We start from the raw sequence: 16500 nt of genomic DNA on the forward strand, positions 1-16500 counted from the left end.
CCGTGGACTGGACGGCGCTCGGCCTTTCGCTGCGGCTCGGCGGCGCCACCTGCCTCGTCCTTCTGCCGATCGGGATCGTCCTGGGCCGCCTGCTCGCCTGGGGGCGCTTCCGCGGTCGCGGCTTCGTCGAAGCTCTGCTGACGCTTCCCCTCGTGCTGCCGCCGACGGTCCTCGGCTACTACCTGCTGGTCGCGTTCGGCGGGAGCTCGCCGGCGGGGCGCCTCTATGAGGCCATGTTCGGCAGCACGCTCGTCTTCACCTTCGAGGGGCTGCTCGCGGCCTCGGTTCTCGTAAACCTTCCCTTCGCGATCCAGCCCATGCAGCGCGCCTTCGAGGCCGTGCCCGGCGAGGTGCGGGAGGCCGCCGCATGCTCGGGCATGGCGCCCCTGCAGGTGCTGCGGCGTATCGACCTGCCGCTCGCATGGCCCGGGATCGTGACCGGCATGGTGATGACCTTCGCGCACACGCTCGGGGAGTTCGGTGTCGTGCTGATGGTCGGCGGGAGCCTTCCCGGAGAGACCAAGACCATCGCGATCGCGATCTACGACCGGGTGCAGGCCTTCGACGAAGGAGCCGCGGGAGCCATGTCGGCCTTCCTGCTGGCAAGCTCGCTAGCCGCGCTGGGGATCACCTATGTCCTGTCCGGGCGGGTGGGCCGCCGCCGTGCCTGATCCCGCGCTGTCGGTCAGCCTTCGGCAGGATTCCCCCATCCCGCTGGATGTCGCGCTCGCCTGCGCGCCGGGCGAGCTGCTGGCGCTCGTCGGGCCCTCGGGAAGCGGCAAGTCGACGGTCCTGCGCTGCATCGCGGGCCTCCACCGGCCGGCCATGGGCCGGATCCTGTGCGGCGGCGAAACCTGGTTCGACGATGATGCGCGGATCGACCGTCCGGCCCATCGGCGCCGGGTCGGATTCGTGTTCCAGAACTACGCGCTGTTTCCGCACATGACGGCGCTGGAGAACGTGACAGCCGCGATGCAGGGTGTCTCGCGCGCCGAGCGCGACGCCCGTGGCCGCGCTATCCTGGAGCGCGTTCATCTCGGCGGCCTCGAGGAGCGCCGGCCAGCGGCGCTCTCGGGCGGGCAGCAGCAGCGCGTGGCAGTGGCCCGCGCGCTCGCCCGCGACCCGGCCGTGTTGCTGCTCGACGAGCCCTTCTCGGCCGTCGACAGGGCGACCCGCAAGCGTCTCTACCGCGAACTCGCCGAGCTGCACGGAACGCTCGGCATGCCGGTGGTGCTCGTCACCCATGACCTGGAGGAGGCCGCCCTCCTGTCGGACCGGCTGTGCATCCTGCACCGGGGCCGCACGCTCCAGGAGGGGCCGCCGCTCGAGGTCATGGCGCGGCCGGCGAGCCCCGACGTCGCGCGGCTGATCGACATCCGCAACATTTTCGAGGGCCGGGTTCTGGAGCATCGCGAGACCTGCACCCTGGTCGCGTGGCGCGGCCATGTGCTCGAGGCGGCGCCGCGGGCGGACGTCGCGGCCGGCTCGGTGGTGCCCTGGTGCATCCCGGCCTCCGGCGTCCTCCTGCACCGGCGGGACCGCCCGTCGCGCGGTGAGCGCGAGAATCCCGTGGCTGGCCGCGTCGCCGAGTTTGTGCCGCTCGGCGAAAATGCGAGCATGGTGGTCCTCGCGGATGGTTCGCCGGATGCCCCCCTCGCGCTCTCGGTGCCCGTCCATGTCGCACATCGGAACGCCGTGTCCGTCGGGGTGGAAGTCACGGTCTCGCTGCTGGCCGACAGCATCCATCTGATGCCCCGGATCTGATATCCCGCGATCAGCCGCGCGAGCGTCCCGCGATCAGCCAGGCCAGCGCGGCGGAGGCGCCCAGGAGAAGGGCCGCCAGGAGGAAGGGCGCCCCTGGCACCTGCGCGCCGGCCTCATCGATGCCGCGGGCGAAGGCCAGGGTGAAGAGGCCAGGTCCTGCCAGCCCCGCCAACGCGTGCAGGGCCGTCAGCGCGCCCTGCAGCCGTCCCTGCTCGCCGGGCTCGACGCGCCGGCTCATCAGGCCCTGGGCCGCCGGTCCGGAAAGGCCCCAGAGCGCGAGGGCCGGGATCGCTGCCCAGAACATCGTGGCCGTCGCCGCCGCTCCGAAGGCAGCCATGCCCAGGGCGCCGCAAGACAGGCCCAGGATCAGTGTCCGCCGTTCGCCGAGGCGCGCCACCGCGACCCGCACGAGCCCGCCCTGCACGATCGCGCTGAACACCCCGACGGCTGCGAGGGTCAGCCCGATCCGCGTCTCGTCCCAACCGTACCGGTAGCCCGTGTAAAGCACGAACACGTTGGGCAGCGCCTCGTGGGCGAGGTTGTAGAGGAACACGACCGCCGCGATGCCGAGCAGGCCGGGATGCCCGCGCAGCAGCCCGAGCGCACCGACGGGGTTAGCCCGGCGCCAGGAAAAGGCCGCCCGCTGCTCGCGCGGCAGGGATTCCGGGAGAATGAAGAAGCCGTACGCGGCGTTCAGGAGCGTCAGCCCGGCCGCCGCCCAGAACGGCAGCCGCGGGTCGATCCCGCCCAGGACCCCGCCCGCAGCGGGCCCCAGGACGAAACCGAGCCCGAACGCGGCACCGAGCAGCCCGAAGCTGGCAGCCCTTCGCTCAGGTGGCGTGACATCGGCGATGTAGGCGCCAGCCGTCGCGAAGCCCGCGGCCGTGACGCCGGAGATCACACGGCCCAGGAAAAGCCAGCCGAGCGTCGGCGCCAGCGCCATCAGCACATAGTCGAGGCCGAGGCCGAAGCTGGACAGCAGGAGCACCCGGCGTCGCCCGAACCGGTCCGACAGGGCGCCGAGCACGGGCGAGGCCAGGAACTGCATCACGGCCCAGGCCGTCCCGAACAGGCCGAACATCTCGGCCCCGGAGACGGTGTCCCCGGTCATTTCGACGACCAGCCGGGGCAGCACCGGGACTATGATCCCGAGTGCCAGCACGTCGAGCACGATGGTGACGAAGATGAAGGCCAGCGCCGCACGGCGCGGGCCAGCCGCGGATGGCGCTGCCATGCCTCATGTCCCGCTGCGACGCGCCGGCCCCGACGGAACTCAGCCGAAGAGCGCGTCGATGTCGGCCTGGCTGATCATGCCCTTGTTGGCATTCACCTCGTTGGGGCCATGCAGGTCCAGCCCGTCGTCCCTCTTGTAGAGGCCGGGCGGCAGCGGCATCAACTCGAACTCCTTCTTGTTCCAGACGCTCATCATCGCCTCGACGCGCTCCTCGATGAAGGAGAGCGCCCGGACCACCTTGTTGATGCGCTGCCCGGTCAGGTCCTGAAAGTTGCAGGCCTCGTAGATCTTGGTGACCTGCTCGGCAAGATCGTGGACCCGCCCTGCGTTGTAGCTGTCGGACGGAAGCGTGCTCTTGAGCTCATGAACGATGCCGTCGATCTCCTCGGCGGCCGACATGATCGTGTGGGTCGCGCTCTCGGTCGCCGAGACCACGGCCGTCAGCTCCTCGGACGCCGCCTGGAAACGATCCTCGTCCGCCAGGGGATGGCGCAGCGCGGCCATCTCGGCCTTGGTCGCCTTGATGCGCCCGGCAATGTCGGAGATCTCGATCTGGATCTTCTCGATCTCGATCTGATCATTGTTGATGAAGCGGTCCAGCTTCGCGCTGAGATCCGCGATGGCGGACAGCACTTCGGTCTGGTCCACCTCGGCGACGGTCGTAACCGCGCCATTGGCAGCGCCGTTGCCGAGGGCTTCGGCGGCCTGCCCCTCGCCCGACAGGGCGGCCCCCAGCCGCTTGAGCTGCTGCAGCTCCGCCATGAAGGGGCGGCGGGTCTTCGAGCCTTGCGGATTCATCACGCTGGTTTCTCGCCTCTGCGACGGGTGCGGCGCATGCCGCAGCCGCCAGGATTCATGCAAATAAAGGCTTTGGGCCTATCCGAAGAGCGCGTCGATCGCGGACTGGTCGAGAGGTCCGGCGGCAGGTCCAGGGTCCGGTGGCTTCGCCGTGGCGGCGGGCGCCGGTTTCGGCGCAGCCGCGGGAGCCTTCGCCGCCGCGGGCGGCGGCAGCGTCGCTGCGGGCGGAGGCGACATCTTCGGCGTCACCGCCTTGGGTGGCGCCGCCTTGGGCTGGGCTGCGGCCTTCGGCGGCTCGGCCTCCGCCACGGGGGCGGGCTTCGCCGTCTTCGGCTTGCGCGCCTTCGCGGCGGGCTCCGCCTCCGGCACGACCTCCGGTGCGGCTTCCGCCTCGGACACCGCGGCCATCCAGGCGGCCTCGTCCGCCTCGGGGGCGGCTTCGGCCAGCCAGTCGGCCTCCGGCTCCGGGACAGGGGCCGCATCCACGGCGTGCTGGCCGGCCGCGGCCTCGTCCTCGTCCTGCGCGTCCCAGACCGACGCCCCGGGATCCTCTGCCGGCTCCTCGACGTTCCAGCCCCCGTCGTCGCCCGCGGCGGTCTCCGCCGCCGGGTCGGGCATCAGCGTCGAGAACATCGCGTCCACGTCGTCCTGGCTGACCCCCTGACCGGGCAATGCGGGCCCGTGCAGAAGGTGGGAATCCGGGACGGCAGCCCTTCCGGGCTCCGGCGGGGGTGGGGGCACGACGCTGCCGTCGTTGTCCCAGATCGCGATCATGGCGTTGATGCGCTGCTCGATATAGCGCAGCGCATTGATCACCTTGCTCGTCCGCTGTCCCGTCAGGTCCTGGAAGGAGCAGGCGGTGAAGATGTTCGTGACCTCGGTCTCGATGTCCGAGCACAGTTCGGCGTCGGCCCCTGCCCGGCGCAGCCGGCTCCCGAGATCCATCAGGCGCTCGGCGGAGTTCAGGATGTCGAAGCTGGCCCGCTCGGTCGAGATGACGATCGCGTCGAGCTCGTTGGTCGCAGAGACGAACCTGTCGGTGTCGGCGCCTGGCGGTCGCAGGGCCGCGATCTCCCGGCGGGCATGCTCGATCGAGGCTGCCATCTCCTGGAGTTCGCGCCGCAGGACCCCCACGTGCTGCGCCGCCTGGGCACCGTCCTGATGGACGTTCAGCACGGTCCGCATCTGGTCGAGGATCCGGCGCATGTCGTCGGCGATGCCGCCCCGGGTAAGGCTGGCGAATCGCCGGAGGAACGCCCGTCCTTTCGCGGAACGGGCGATCGTCTCCTCGATGTGCTCGTACTCGTCTTCCGTGAGCTGGACCGGCCGATCGTCCACGGAATTAGCCTCCGATGACGGACTGGATCTTCTGCTTCAGCGTCTCGGCGTTGAACGGCTTGACGATGTAGTTGTTGACCCCGGCCTCTTTGGCCGCGACCACGTTCTCGGTCTTGCTCTCGGCGGTGACCATGATGAAGGGCGTGCCCGAGAGCTTGTTGTCGGCACGGATCTCCTTGAGGAGCTGCAGGCCGGTCATCGGCTCCATGTTCCAGTCCGAGATCACCAGGCCGAATTTGTCCGCGCGCAGCTTCTGAAGCGCGCTGACGCCGTCTCCGGCCTCGTCGACGTCATTGTAACCGATCTGCGTCAGCAGATTGCGGACAATGCGCCGCATGGTTGCATAGTCGTCGACCACAAGGATCTTCATATCCAGCTCCGATCAAGTTACGCCGCGACGCAGCGGATTCCGCCCAACTTGCCGCGCTATTGTTAAATTTGGGTTCATGCCGGCCCGCGGAATCGTCTTCGCACCGCCCGCGGATGGGCGCCATGGAACTTCGCATAAGGGACGAATGCGATCAATGCGGCCGCGGGCCGGCGGGCGCGACAGGGCCGCGCCCACCGCCACCGTCAGCGGCTGCTGACGGGACCGCTCCGGCCGGCTGCCTCAGATCGCGAGCGGCCCGGTCGCCGCGACGAGCCACGCCGCGTCTTCGCCTTCGAGATGGGGCAGCAGGACCTCCCGCACGCCCAGGTGATATGCGTCGAGCCATGCGATCTCGGCCGAGGTCAGCAGGCTCGGCTCTATCAGCGTGGCATCGATCGGGGCGAGCGTCAGCGTCTCGAACTCGTACATCGGCCGCTCGGCCGCGGGCAGGTCCTCGCACGGCCTGACTGCCACCAGATTCTCGATCCGGATCCCGTAGGCGTCCGTCTTGTAGTAGCCGGGCTCGTTGGAGAGCACCATGCCGGGGTCGAGCGCGACCGTGCTGGCGACCTTCGAGATCCGCTGCGGCCCCTCGTGCACGGAGAGATAGCAGCCAACGCCATGTCCGGTGCCGTGGTCGAAATCGAGCCCGGCCTTCCACAGGAACTGGCGCGCGAGGACGTCGAGCTGGGCGCCCGTTGTCCCCCTGGGGAAGCGTGCGGTCGCCAGCGCGATGTGGCCCTTGAGGACCAGGGTGAAGCGCTCGCGCATCTCTGGCGACGGCTCGCCCACGGCGACGGTGCGCGTGATGTCCGTGGTCCCGTCGAGATACTGGGCGCCGCTGTCGATCAGGAACAGCGATCCGGCCTCGAGCCGGCGCTCGGTCTCGGGGGAGACCCGGTAATGGACGATGGCCCCGTTGGGCCCAGCGCCCGAGATCGTCTGGAAGCTGAGGTCGCGGTACAGCTCGTTGGCCGAGCGGAACGATCGCAGCTTCTCGGCCGCCTCGATCTCCCCGAGGCGCCCGGAGGGGGCCGTGCGGGAGAGCCAGGCCAGGAAGCGCGCGACGGCGATGCCGTCGCGCCGGTGCGCCGCGCGGATGCCGTCGAGCTCCACCGCGTTCTTGCGCGCCTTGGGCAGGATCGTCGGCTCGGCCGCGCGCTCGATCCGCGCGCCGGCCTGGGTGAGCCGGTCAAGGATCCAGACGGCGGCGACCGCCGTATCCACCTGGACCCGCGCGCCGGCGGCGCCGAGGGCGTCCAGTGCGGGCCCGAACTCCTCGGGCGCGCGGACCGAGACGGCGTTGCCGAGATGGCGGCCGAGATCCGGGACCAGCTTGCGCCCGTCGATGAAGAGGTCCACCCCGCCGTCCTCGCGCAGGATCGCAAAGGACAGCGGCAGCGGCGTGTGGGGCACGTCGCCGCCCCTGATGTTCAGGAGCCAGGCGATCCCGTCGGGCTGGGTGATCACCGCGGCTGCGACCCCGTCGCGGCGCAGGCCGGCGGCGAGCTCGGTCCGCTTCTCCTCCGAGGAGCGGCCGGCGAAGCGGAGGTCCCAGGGCCGCACCGGCGCAATGGGCGCCGGAGGCTGAGCGGTCCAGACGGCATCCACGGGGTTGTCCGCACAGGCGACCAGCTCGGCGCCGGAGCGGGCCAGCGCGGACCGCATCCGCTCGACCCAGCCCACGGTATGCAGCCAGGGATCGTAGCCGAGCCGGCTTCCCGCCGGCAGCGAGCGGGCGACCCAGTCGGCGTGCGGGTCCTCGACGAGATGCAGGAACTCGAAGATCCCGGACGGCGCTTCCGCCCGCACCTGCAGGGTATACCGGCCGTCGACGAAGAGTGCCGCCCGATCGCGCAGGATCACGGCCAGCCCCGCGGATCCCTTGAAGCCGGTCGCCCATGCCAGGCGCTCCGCGCGCAGAGGGACATACTCGCCCTGGTGCTCGTCGGCCCGTGGGATCACGAACCCGGCAAGGCCGCGGCGTTCCAGCTCGGCGCGCAGCGCGGCGACACGCGCGGGCACGTCCGGCTCTCGCGGAGCGGCGCCGACGCGGTCGCGCAGCACGCGCAGCCGCGCGACCAGCTCCGCCGGCAGAGCCTCCTGCGCGCCCAGCAGGACCATCCAGGCATCGGGGTCCTCGCCGCGCGGGGCGGCGGCGACGCCCTGGACGAGCTCACGGACCGCGGCCGCGTCCAAGGACAGGCCGGCGCGCTTCAGCAGCGTGTCCAGCTCCGCGTCGCTGCGATGGTCTTCAGACATGATCCCCTTTCCTTGGCCCTGTGCCGGCTGCCGGCGAGTATCGGGTCACGGCGCGGGGGCGGCAAGCCCGGGGCTGTCGCGCAGCCAATCGCTGGCGCCGGCCGCCCGCGCCGTGCCACCTACGCGGCCGGCGCCCGCCTGCGGCGCCTGCAGGACCAGCGTCGTCCAGTCGCCGAGGCGGTACTCCCGCACGAGCCGCAGCCCCTGGCGCCGATGGGCAGCCAGCACCCAGTTGCGCTGGCGGTTGAGCAGCCCCGACAGCACGGCGACGCCTCCCGGGGCGAGATGGCGCTTCAGCTCCGGCGCCATCCGGGCGAGCGGCCGCGCCAGGATGTTCGCGGCGATCACGTCGTAGGGGCCTCGCCGCGCAACGAGCGGCGCGCCGTAGCCGTTGCCCGCCTGCGCCTCGATCAGCGCTCCGACCTCGTTGCGCTGGGCGTTCAGGCGCGTCACGCGCACGGATTCCTCGTCGATGTCGACCGCGACCACGGGGCGATGCCAGATCCTGGCCATGGCCATGGCCAGGATTCCCGACCCGCACCCCATGTCGAGCAGGCGGCGGGGACGCCGCGACTTGGCGAGCCGGTCGAGGGCCAGCAGGCAGCCGCGCGTCGTCGCGTGCTCGCCCGACCCGAAGGCCGTCGCGGCATCCACCAGCAGGCCCAGCGACGAGGCGGGAACGCCGCCCTCCCAGTGCGAGCCGTAGACGAAGAAGCGGCCGGCCTTGATCGGAGGGAAGCTCTGATAGCTGCGGGTCAGCCAGTCCAGGGCCGGAAGCGGCTCGATGTCGAGCGCCGGCTCGGGCAGACCCAGCGCCTCGGCCAAGACCGCGACGCGCGCCACGAGCGCCGCGCGGTCGGGCTCGCCCTGCGCCGTGCCCTCGACGAGCCAGGCACCTTCGGGCCCCTCCTGGATCTCGAAGGTGGACAGGGCCACGACGGCGTCGGCCAGGGCATCGGCGAAAGCGGGGACGCTCGATTGCGGGACGGTCAGGGCGACGCGCCAGAGCGCGGGACTCGGGGCTGGCATGGAACTGTTCCAGGAAGTCAGATGGTGAGTTTGCGGAATTCGGCGCCGATGGCATCGGCCTGGTCATGCAGGCCCAAGCGCCGCAGGTGGTCCTGGCGGATCCGGATCTGCCGGCGGGCGACGGCGATCTGGGCCCGCTTGCCGCCGAGCAGCGCACCGTCGGCGGTGCGGAGTCCGGCGATCACGGCCTCCAGGAGCTTGGGCTCGCCCTCGGGATTGCCGCGGTCGAGTGGATTGGTGTCGCGCGACAGCTCGGTCAGGAGCCGTTCCAGCAGCACGTCCCGGCACTGGACCGCACGCCCCTCCGCGATCAGGGCGCCGATGCGCCCGAAGGTCGTGGGCGCGCCCGCGGGCGCGCCGCGGCCGTTCAGGAAGTTCGCGAGGGCGGCGAGCGACGTCCCGAGGTTCCGCTGGGGGCCCAGGAGATCCTTGACGGCATCGGCCGTGGCCAGCGAATCCGCGACGACCCCCTCGATCGGCATCGCCAGCCTGGGATCGAGGTCCGGCATGAGAAGGTCGAGCGCCAGCTCTCCCTTGGCGCCGATGGAGCCGGCCGACGTCAGGTACTGGCACAGCAGCGCCCGGAAGAAGAAACCGCCCTCCTCGGGCGGCAGTTCGGCCTCGATGCGCCGCCCGATGGTCGCAAGATTGCCGGCCTCGAAGGCCGGAAGCTGCACGCGACGCCGCTCGGCCGCGAAGTCCCGGGCGCGGGCGAGCGCACGGTCGGCCAGGGGCTGCAGCTCGGACAGGCGCGACTTGACGGGGACGTCGAGCACCTTCGCATGGACCTGCGCGACCTGGTACAGCGCCGTGGACATCAGCGTGCCCGTATCGGCGAGCTTGCGGGCATAGGTCCAGTTGTGGAGGAGCTCGGTCGGGGTGACCTGGAACTTCTCGAGGAAGAGCCGCAGCAGGCGTCCCATCACCATGCGCGCCGGCAGGAGGTAGAGCTCCTCGAGCTCGCAGCACAGCGGCGCGCCGTCCGCGTTGCCGGTCACGATCAGCGGCGGCTCCTTCGTCGCCGGGCGCTTCTCGTTGAGGATTTCCTTCTTGGTCGTGAAGCCGCCCATCATGGTGCGGCTGCGCACGACCTTGACCTCCTCGACTGCGCCCGTGGCAAGGCGCATGCGCGCGGTCTGCACCGCCTGCGCCTCGTCGGCGAGGATGGCTTCGATCGTCCAGCGGCCTTCGCGGCAGACCTGGACCTCGTAGTCGTAGCTGCGCCCCCTGCTCACGTCAGGGACATTAGCGGATCGGCCTCCGGGCGTCGCCTGCAAAACGCCGAAAAACCGGAGTTCGCAACCGCATCCTCCGGCGCGCCGAAGGAAGCCGAAGAGGTGCCTGCTCCTGCCGCAGAGGCCGCCAAGACGTGAACGGCAGCAGCAGCCCGGGCACGGGGCCGAATTCTTCGCTATGCGAACAAAACTCGCGCAGATAGCGCTTATGGCAAGACATGCAGACTGCATGGCCCTTCGACCTAACACCTTTTAGGAGCGCGATTCAGGCCGAGCGTAGTGATAGCTTCGCGCGCTTCCATACCGAATAGGGGTTAGTCGTGGCGATCGGGAGCGTGGTTTTCCTGATGCGGGCCGTCCAGGACAAGGGACTGGAGACAGTGGAAGCGATGAACCACCGTGCGACGCACGATGGATTCACCGGCGCCCACCTTGTCCTTGGGTGCCAGAAGATTCCGGGGCGGCGATGACCCGGCGAGTCCGGGTGGTCGTCGCGGAGGACGAGCTTCTGATCGCGCTCGCCCTGGAGGCAGCCCTGGTCGATCTCGGCTACGAGGTCGCAGCCATCGCCGCGACCGCCGAGGATGCCGTTGCGGCCGCGGTTCGGCACAATGTCGAGCTCGCCCTCGTGGACGTCAGGCTGGCCGAGGGCTCCGACGGCCTGTGGGCCGCGCAGCGGCTCGTGCGGTCATATGGGATCCCGGTGATCGTGTGCAGCGCCTGCACCCGGCCCGCGGACGCCCTGGCGACCGGAGCCTCGGCCTTCCTCGCGAAGCCCTACACGGCCGCGCAGCTTCGCCATGCCCTGGAAGCGGTGTCCCCCCTGCTTCAGCGCGAGCTGCGGTAGATCGCGAGCGCCTCGGGCATCAGCGCCTCGAGCTGCCGGATCCGGTTCTCCGGGCCCGGGTGCGTCGACACGAACTCGGGCTGGCGCTCGCCGGACTGCGCCATGTTGCGCCACAGCTCCACCGCCTGCCGCGGATCGTAGCCGGCACGGGCCATCAGCTCCAGCCCGACCCGGTCGGCGTCCAGCTCCTGGTTCCGCGAGTAGGGCAGGATCAGCCCGTACTGGGCGCCGGCCCCGAGAAGCGCCGAGATCTCCTGCGCCCCTCCCATCCCGCCGAGCGCCAGGGCAGAGCTCAGGATCTGCGTTCCAGCCTCGGTGGCGAGCTGGGTGCTCACCCGCTCCGCCGCATGCTGGCGCAGGTTGTGACCGACCTCGTGCCCGATCACGGCGGCGAGCTGGTCCTCGTTCTTCGCGAAACGGAACAATCCCTCATAGACACCGATCTTGTTGCCCGGCAGCGCGAAGGCGTTCGCATCGGGCGAGGCGAAGACCCGCACCTCCCATTGCTGCGGGTTCTGCCCGGCGGCGCTGAGGATCCGTGCCGACACGTTGCGCGCCGCCGCATTCAGCGTCGCATCCCGCGAGGAAGGCGTCTCCTGGGTGATCTGCTCCCAGCTCTGCCGGCCCATGTCGGCGAGCTGCTCCTGCGAGACCAGGTTCAGCCCGAACCCGGTGCCGCCGTCAACGCAGCCCGACAGCGATGCCGCGGCGGCGACGAGCAGCGCGGCGGCCCGACGGCTGCGGGCAGCGGATGCGCGGCGGAGTGTGCTGAGCATGGAGACGACTCTTCGGTGCATGATGGAACGGGATCGGACGCACCCGTGCAACGATGCCGAAGCGCCTTCGGTTCCTCAGGCGCTCCGGCGGAGCGGGAGATCGTCCATGGCGGCCAGAGCCTGAATTGTCCCGGCCAGAGCCGGCCAGTTCAACGGCTTGCGGAGGAAGCCGTCGGCCCCCTCGGCGATGAGGGCGAAACGGTCGTCCGCCTTCATCAGGTTGCACAGGACCACCACCGGGACAAGCCCCCTGTCGCCCGGGACGGCGCGGATGCGTCGCAGGGCGGCAAGGCTGTCCGCAACAGCATCGGGCAGGTCTAGAAGCACGAGATCGAAGTTCCGCGCGCGGACCGCGTCAGCGGCGCGCAGCGGATCTGCCGAGCTCTCGACCGTGACGCCCATGCGCCCGAGGGCCGCCTCGACCATTGCCCGGTTCATATCGTTGTAGCCGGCCACCAGCACGCGCCGTACCACTCCGGGTCCCTGCTCCGCCATCTTCCCGTTCCGATGCCTCAATCCCGCGAGCGTTGCATCGTGACGGTTGAGATCGCGTTAACAGCACAACCCTATGCGGGCAGCAGGCGGTTGACCACCGACAGGAAGTCACCCGGCGCGAAGGGCTTGTCGAGCGTCGCGGCAGCGCCTAGCGCGCGGGCGGCTGGCAGAAAATCGTCGCCGTTCAAATCGCTGCCCGCCGACACGACCATCACCGGAATGTCCGGGCGCGCGATCCTGACATGACGCACGACCTCCAGCCCATCGCCGACGGGCATGAAGATGTCCGTGACGACGAGATCGAACGCCTCGCGCCCGAGACGCTCGATCCCCCGCGACCCGTTTTCCGCCTCGACCACGTCGTGCCCAACGTTCTTCAGGCAGGTCACCATCAGGCGCCGGCTGAGAGGTTCGTCCTCGATCACCAGGATCCGGGCCACGGCGTCAATCCACCCCTGCCCGGTAGGGAGCCCGATGTCCGGGACGCGGCATGCGAAACTCCACGGTTCGGCAACGTTCCTTTCCGGATATGCTCCCGCACCCTTCCGTGAACGAAGTCCTCTTCGGTATAGGGAGCATACCGCTTGCGGGGAGAACCCCTCTCTAGAAGGACGACTTAAGATCGTCGGGGACCTCTCGTGCGCGGCCGTTCTCGATCATGAAGCGTGCGAGTTCGGGGCGCGCCATTGTCATGGCGCGGTAACGCGCATGGGCCGCAGCGACGAGTTCGCCGCGGCGGTTCAGCAGCCGGTCTCCGATCTCGATCATCCGGAGATTGGGCCACGCCTTGACCCGGATGCGGGCCACCTCGGCCATGGCCTCGGAGGCCGGCCTGTCCGGCCTTGCCTGGGCCAACAGCAGCGTCATGGCGGCCGTCGAGCGCGAGATGCCGGCATGGCAGTGCACCAGCAGATGCGACGCTCGCGCCGCATCGTCGCCGAGTTCACGGCCGAAGGCGAGCAGCGCCTCGACGTGTTCGGGCCCGGGCTGGACCTGTCCCGGAAGGGGTTCGATCACATCGTGGAAGTGGAGCTGCAGGCGACGATGCTCGCCATACCGCCCGAAGGCGGTCGGCTCTTCCCTGCCGGGGTCTAGGATCGAGAGCACATGGGTCGCGCCGGTCTCGCAGTGGCCTTCGAGCTCGTCGAGGCCGCAGACCGTTATTCCAAAGGGGACGAACATGAAAGGCTCCGGTGCCGGGGAACTTCAAACAGGGCTGCCGGCACTTCAGCTCCCGCGGGCGAGGACGCGCGATGCGGCCTCCCAGTGGTCTTCGTGAAGCCAGCATTCGACGAAGCGGGTATGCTCCACCGCATCCAGCTCGGCGCGCGGCGCGCCCTCCCGCGCGGCGCGGACCAGCGCCTTGACCGAGCGCAGCACATGCGCGGGCCGCGCCAGGATCGGCGCCGCAAAGGCTTCCACGGCCGCGTCCAGGTCCTGGCCGGGATCGGCCACGCTGTCGACCAGGCCGCAGGCGCGGGCGGCAGAGGCGTCCAGGATCTCCGCCGCGGTCAGCAGGCGCAGCGCCGCCGAGGGTCCGACCAGGCGGATCAGGTCGATCCCGCCTCCCCAGCCGGTGGAAAGGTTCAGCCGGCCCTGGACGAAACCCAGCCGGGCATGATGCGCCGCCACGCGGAAGTCGCAGGCCATGGCCAGTTCGGCGCCGCCGCCGAGCGCGTCTCCGTTGAGCGCCGCGACGACCGGCACGGGAAGGCGCCGCACGGCGTCAAGCGCCGCGCGGGCGGTCGCCGCCATCGTCTCGGCCTCGGCGCGGCCACGCACCGCGTCCAGCTCGCGCAGGTCGCCGCCCGCGGCGAAGCTGCGGTCCCCCGCTCCCGTCAGGACGGCAAGGCGGATTCCATCCTCGGCCGCCGCCCCTTCGAAAGTGGTCCGCAGGGCTTCGAGCAGTCCGACGCTGAGCGCGTTCCGCTTCTCGGGACGGTCGATCCGGACCACGAGAACAGGGCCGCGGCGCTCGGCGGATAGGTGTCTCGGGACCATGCGATTCCTTCCTCGACGGCCGCGCGATCGTAGTCCATGATCCCGAGAAGACAAGCGGGCTTGCGCCGGTGTCACGGCACTCCCACTTCGGGGGGGGCGCGCCCGGCGCGTTCGCTATTTTCGCTGGAGTTACTAGGTACCGATGCGTTTTTCCAATCCGCCCCGCAACAACTTCTTCCGCCAGTCGACGCCGATCGCGTCCGATGTGCCTGCAACCGTGAAGTGGTTCAACCCCGAGAAGGGCTTCGGCTTCGTCGCCTTCGAGGACGGTTCTCCCGACGCCTTCCTGCCCGCCTCCGTCGTCGAGGCCGCCGGGCATGACAGCCTTCCCGACGGGGCGACGGTGGTTGTCGACCTGGTCCAGGGCAACAAGGGTCCCCAGGTCGGCGCGCTGCACAGCGTCGACGTGTCGACCGCGGCCGCCCGGCCGCGGCGCAACGACCGGCCGGGCTTCGGCGGCGGCGACCGCGGCGGGTTCGGCGAGCGCGCCCCGCGCCCGCGCCGCGACTTCGACGACGGCCCCACGGAGAGCGTGGACGGCACCGTGAAGTGGTTCAACGCAACCAAGGGGTTCGGCTTCATCTCCCCGGATTCCGGCGGCAAGGACATCTTCGTCCATGCCAGTGCCCTGGGCCGGTCCGGCCTGCATGACCTCGCCGAGAACCAGCGCGTGCGCGCGCAGGTGCGGCAGGGCCAGAAGGGTCCGGAGGCCGTCTCGGTCGAGACGATCTGAGCGGGGCTCGTTTAGCGGACCTCGCGAGGCCGCACCGCCGCAGGGCGGTGCGGCCTCGCTGCTTTCAGGGGCATCCGGCACGGGCGGCGCAGGCGGGATCCCGCATCGCCGCGCTCTCTCTTGACCTCATCTCGCCACGAACGAAGCCTCGCAGCGTCATGAACGCCAAGCGTCCCGCCGCCATAGCCCTGGCCATCCTTGCGGTCCCCGTCCTGGCTTATGGGGGACTGGCTGTCGCCGTGGGCCGCGACGGGGTCTGGGCGGCACTGTTCGGCGCGCCTTCGCGGCTGCCGGTCGACTTCACGCGGCCGGAAGCGCTGGCCGACGGGCCGCCCAACCGGGTCCTGATGTGCCCGCCCGGGTACTGCGCCGGCCGGGAGCATGCAACGAGCCCGGAATTCACCGTCGCGGCCGAGGACCTGCGTGCCGCATGGGAACGCGCAGTGGACGCCCGGCCCAATATCCGCAAACTCGGCGGGACGGCGGACGGGTTGCAGGCGGACTACGAGGCGCGCACGCCTCTGCTGCGCTTTCCCGACACGATCACGGTGCGCTTCATCCCGCTCGCTCCCGGCAGGTCCAGCCTGGCGGCGTTCAGCCGGTCCCATTACGGCCATAGCGATTTCGGCGTGAACGAGGCGCGCCTCCGCGCGTTGCTGCAGACGGTGGAGGAGGAGATCCGGCGATGAGACCCTTGGCGGCCGCAGCCGCGGGCCTGATGCTTGCCGCCACGGGAGCCCTGCCGGCGCGCGCGGCGACCGTCGAGGTCGTCGTCGAGGGCCTGCGCAACGCCACGGGCCAGATCCTCGTCGCGGTCTGCCCAGAAAGCCTCTTTCTCGGCCGCGAGTGCCCCTGGGTCTCGCGCGTGCCCGCGCGCGGCCAAAGTATCGTCGCGCGGCTGGAGGGTGTGCCGCCCGGCATCTATGCCATCCAGGCAATCCATGACGAGAACGCGAACATGGACCTGGACCGGAACTTCGTTGGCTACCCTCTTGAAGGTCTGGGGTTCAGCAATGACGCGCCCATCCGGTTCGGCCCGCCACGCTTCGGCGACGCCGCCGTGACGGTGCGCGACCCCGAGACCCGCGCGCGCCTGACCCTGCGCTATTTCTGATTCCTGGATTCTGCACCCTCGACGCGAAAACGGGCCCCGAGGGGCCCGTCCCGCGATACGGCCGCACGCGGCGTGCCGTGATCAGGACTTCGTGCGGGGGTCGTGGGTGTGATGGCGGTCGCGCTCCCCGCCCCCGGTTCCAACGCGGCTGCGGTCGGGATTGGTGGGCGCGCCGGGCTCCGGCCGCCCGTCGATCTCGACGTCCCGCGGCTTGTCCGCGTTCTGCTGGCTGGAGCCGGGGCCGCCATGGTGGCGGTCGGTGTTGCCGGTGGTCCTGGACATGGTCAGCGGTCCTGCTGGTAACCCTGGTGGGTGGTGTTCTGCTTCACGTTGCCCTGCCTGTCCTGCTCGGCAAGGTTGCTCGGCGGGCTGCGGTCGTTGCCCATCACGGCAGGCCGCTCGGGGTTGGTGTGGTCGCCGGGCCCCTTGGTACTGCGACCGGCGGGCGGAACGGGGGGCATCTTGTTCGTCATCGATCCTCTCCTTGCGGATGCCGTGACGGCA

At 70.4% G+C, this 16500-nt stretch carries 20 protein-coding genes; 6 read left to right on the plus strand and 14 right to left on the minus strand.

The annotated features are described in order from the left end of the window. Positions 1–2: 2 nt before the first annotated feature. A complete protein-coding gene (gene modB, locus JUB13_RS02440) occupies positions 3–671 on the plus strand; it encodes a molybdate ABC transporter permease subunit (protein ID WP_207476903.1) in 669 nt (222 codons plus the stop codon). Beyond that, positions 664–1764 carry an ABC transporter ATP-binding protein gene (locus JUB13_RS02445; RefSeq protein WP_207476905.1) on the plus strand — a complete coding sequence of 367 codons (1101 nt, stop codon included), beginning with the start codon at positions 664–666 and terminating at the stop codon, positions 1762–1764. The genes modB and JUB13_RS02445 overlap by 8 nt, the downstream gene beginning before the upstream one ends. 10 nt (positions 1765–1774) lie before the next feature. Here the strand turns inward: JUB13_RS02445 and JUB13_RS02450 are convergent, their stop codons facing one another. The 7 genes from JUB13_RS02450 to JUB13_RS02480 form a co-directional block, all read right to left on the minus strand. Beyond that, positions 1775–2998 (minus strand): TCR/Tet family MFS transporter, encoded by a 1224-nt coding sequence (locus JUB13_RS02450; protein WP_207476907.1) that lies wholly within the window; start codon positions 2996–2998, stop codon positions 1775–1777. A 39-nt stretch (positions 2999–3037) separates the two neighbouring features. Further along, on the minus strand, positions 3038–3796 hold the full coding sequence (locus JUB13_RS02455) for a hypothetical protein (RefSeq protein WP_207477427.1): 759 nt from the start codon (positions 3794–3796) through the stop codon (positions 3038–3040). 78 nt (positions 3797–3874) lie between these two features. Next, positions 3875–5134: a protein phosphatase CheZ gene (locus tag JUB13_RS02460; protein ID WP_207476909.1), complete on the minus strand. Its 1260-nt coding sequence runs from the start codon at positions 5132–5134 to the stop codon at positions 3875–3877. Between the two features lie 4 nt (positions 5135–5138). Continuing rightward, a complete protein-coding gene (locus JUB13_RS02465; RefSeq protein ID WP_207476911.1) occupies positions 5139–5504 on the minus strand; it encodes a chemotaxis response regulator CheY in 366 nt (121 codons plus the stop codon). 240 nt (positions 5505–5744) lie between these two features. Then, positions 5745–7766: an aminopeptidase P family protein gene (locus JUB13_RS02470; RefSeq protein WP_207476913.1), complete on the minus strand. Its 2022-nt coding sequence runs from the start codon at positions 7764–7766 to the stop codon at positions 5745–5747. A 45-nt stretch (positions 7767–7811) separates the two neighbouring features. Then, positions 7812–8795, minus strand: a complete 984-nt coding sequence (locus JUB13_RS02475) for a 50S ribosomal protein L11 methyltransferase (protein WP_207476914.1) — start codon at positions 8793–8795, stop codon at positions 7812–7814. A gap of 17 nt (positions 8796–8812) precedes the next feature. Continuing rightward, complete coding sequence (locus JUB13_RS02480; RefSeq protein WP_207476915.1) at positions 8813–10030, minus strand: hypothetical protein; 1218 nt, start codon at positions 10028–10030, stop codon at positions 8813–8815. Positions 10031–10496: 466 nt separating this feature from the next. Here JUB13_RS02480 and JUB13_RS02485 point away from each other — a divergent pair, with 466 nt between their 5' ends. Next, a complete protein-coding gene (locus JUB13_RS02485; RefSeq protein ID WP_207476916.1) occupies positions 10497–10877 on the plus strand; it encodes a response regulator in 381 nt (126 codons plus the stop codon). Here JUB13_RS02485 and JUB13_RS02490 read toward each other — a convergent pair. The 5 genes from JUB13_RS02490 to JUB13_RS02510 form a co-directional block, all read right to left on the minus strand. Next, complete coding sequence (locus tag JUB13_RS02490) at positions 10859–11653, minus strand: M48 family metallopeptidase (protein WP_207476917.1); 795 nt, start codon at positions 11651–11653, stop codon at positions 10859–10861. The two genes, JUB13_RS02485 and JUB13_RS02490, sit on opposite strands and share 19 nt — an antisense overlap. A 75-nt stretch (positions 11654–11728) precedes the next feature. Further along, positions 11729–12148 (minus strand): response regulator, encoded by a 420-nt coding sequence (locus tag JUB13_RS02495; RefSeq protein WP_207476918.1) that lies wholly within the window; start codon positions 12146–12148, stop codon positions 11729–11731. Between the two features lie 71 nt (positions 12149–12219). Continuing rightward, the gene (locus JUB13_RS02500) at positions 12220–12588 is read right to left on the minus strand and encodes a response regulator transcription factor (protein WP_207476920.1); all 369 of its coding nucleotides are present in this window, start codon (positions 12586–12588) and stop codon (positions 12220–12222) included. Between the two features lie 163 nt (positions 12589–12751). Beyond that, the gene (locus JUB13_RS02505; RefSeq protein ID WP_207476922.1) at positions 12752–13330 is read right to left on the minus strand and encodes a tyrosine phosphatase family protein; all 579 of its coding nucleotides are present in this window, start codon (positions 13328–13330) and stop codon (positions 12752–12754) included. Between the two features lie 45 nt (positions 13331–13375). Further along, positions 13376–14149: an enoyl-CoA hydratase/isomerase family protein gene (locus JUB13_RS02510; protein ID WP_207476924.1), complete on the minus strand. Its 774-nt coding sequence runs from the start codon at positions 14147–14149 to the stop codon at positions 13376–13378. 142 nt (positions 14150–14291) lie between these two features. On the opposite strand from JUB13_RS02510, the gene JUB13_RS31970 reads away from it, so the two are divergent. From JUB13_RS31970 to JUB13_RS02525, 3 genes are all read left to right on the plus strand, one after another. Beyond that, positions 14292–14882 (plus strand): cold-shock protein, encoded by a 591-nt coding sequence (locus JUB13_RS31970; protein ID WP_207476926.1) that lies wholly within the window; start codon positions 14292–14294, stop codon positions 14880–14882. Positions 14883–15040: 158 nt separating this feature from the next. Further along, positions 15041–15571 carry a DUF1499 domain-containing protein gene (locus JUB13_RS02520; RefSeq protein WP_207476928.1) on the plus strand — a complete coding sequence of 177 codons (531 nt, stop codon included), beginning with the start codon at positions 15041–15043 and terminating at the stop codon, positions 15569–15571. Continuing rightward, positions 15568–15996 (plus strand): DUF2141 domain-containing protein, encoded by a 429-nt coding sequence (locus JUB13_RS02525; protein WP_207476930.1) that lies wholly within the window; start codon positions 15568–15570, stop codon positions 15994–15996. Before JUB13_RS02520 ends, JUB13_RS02525 begins: the two co-directional genes overlap by 4 nt. 81 nt (positions 15997–16077) lie before the next feature. Here the strand turns inward: JUB13_RS02525 and JUB13_RS02530 are convergent, their stop codons facing one another. After that, the gene (locus JUB13_RS02530; protein ID WP_207476932.1) at positions 16078–16278 is read right to left on the minus strand and encodes a hypothetical protein; all 201 of its coding nucleotides are present in this window, start codon (positions 16276–16278) and stop codon (positions 16078–16080) included. 2 nt (positions 16279–16280) lie between these two features. After that, positions 16281–16469 carry a hypothetical protein gene (locus tag JUB13_RS02535; protein ID WP_207476934.1) on the minus strand — a complete coding sequence of 63 codons (189 nt, stop codon included), beginning with the start codon at positions 16467–16469 and terminating at the stop codon, positions 16281–16283. Positions 16470–16500 lie beyond the last annotated feature (31 nt).

This window comes from Arenibaculum pallidiluteum, assembly GCF_017355985.1.
Taxonomy (GTDB): domain Bacteria; phylum Pseudomonadota; class Alphaproteobacteria; order Azospirillales; family Azospirillaceae; genus Arenibaculum; species Arenibaculum pallidiluteum.